Annotated in this window: 2 protein-coding genes; both read left to right on the forward strand. The window is 36.9% G+C overall.

Annotated elements, in window-relative coordinates:
* Nucleotides 1-162 precede the first annotated feature (162 nt).
* Nucleotides 163-423 carry a ribbon-helix-helix protein, CopG family gene (locus JWG44_RS21650; RefSeq protein WP_205277112.1) on the forward strand — a complete coding sequence of 87 codons (261 nt, stop codon included), beginning with the start codon at nt 163-165 and terminating at the stop codon, nt 421-423.
* Nucleotides 401-817 (forward strand): type II toxin-antitoxin system VapC family toxin, encoded by a 417-nt coding sequence (locus JWG44_RS21655; RefSeq protein WP_205277111.1) that lies wholly within the window; start codon nt 401-403, stop codon nt 815-817. Before JWG44_RS21650 ends, JWG44_RS21655 begins: the two co-directional genes overlap by 23 nt.
* Nucleotides 818-918 lie beyond the last annotated feature (101 nt).

Raw genomic sequence — 918 nt, forward strand, 5'->3', positions numbered from 1 at the left:
GCCTCGAACCTCGTGCCAACCGCGTCGCGCACAAGCGCTTGCGGACGCAACGTCGAGAAGCCTCTTTCGTTAGACGCAAGGTCGCAAATCGCTTAGGAATAAAAGTATTTTAATTTAAATAAGCTTCTTGACTGTAATACTTATCTGTGATACATGTTTAATATGATAAGTTTACGTTTGCCACCGGAATTAGAAAGAAAATTAGATTCTTTTGCGAAATCCGAAGGTAAAAGCCGTTCAGAAATAGTTAAAGATTCTATCTTGGAGTATATTAAGAATCATGCGAGTTTAAAAACTCCATTTGAATTAGGGGAGGATTTATTTGGAAAGCATGCATCCGGAGTTTCAGATTTAGCTCAAAATCGGAAAAAATATCTTCATCAGTCAATTAAGGGGAAGAATGCAAAACGTCGCTCTCATTGATTCAGGTCCGATTGTCGCTTTATTTAATTCTAATGATAAATTTCATAAATCTACTTACAAATTTATTAAATCCTATAAAGGTTCACTATTTTCATCATGGCCAGTAGTTACAGAAGTTGTTTATTTACTTTCATTCTCAATAGAAGCTCAGTCTGACTTCTTAGAATGGATTGAAAGGGGAAGCATACAAATTTTAGATATAAACATAGAAGATCTTCGATATATAAAAAGTCGTATGAAAAAATATTCCGACTTACCAATGGATTTAGCTGATGCTTCTTTAATGTGCATTGCGGAGAGGGAAGGGATTGAACGGATTATTAGTATTGATTCTGACTTTTCAATTTACAAAACATTAAAAGGAAAGTTTTTACAAAACTTGTTAAAAGTATAAACGCGACCCAGCGTCTAACTTCGACTTCTCACTTCGTTCGCGACTCACGGTTCCCGCTCGCGCTCACTCCGGCCTTCGGCACATTGCTTTGTCACTTCGGT

Origin of the sequence: Leptospira ainazelensis (genome assembly GCF_016918785.1) — a bacterium.
Lineage (GTDB): Bacteria > Spirochaetota > Leptospiria > Leptospirales > Leptospiraceae > Leptospira > Leptospira ainazelensis.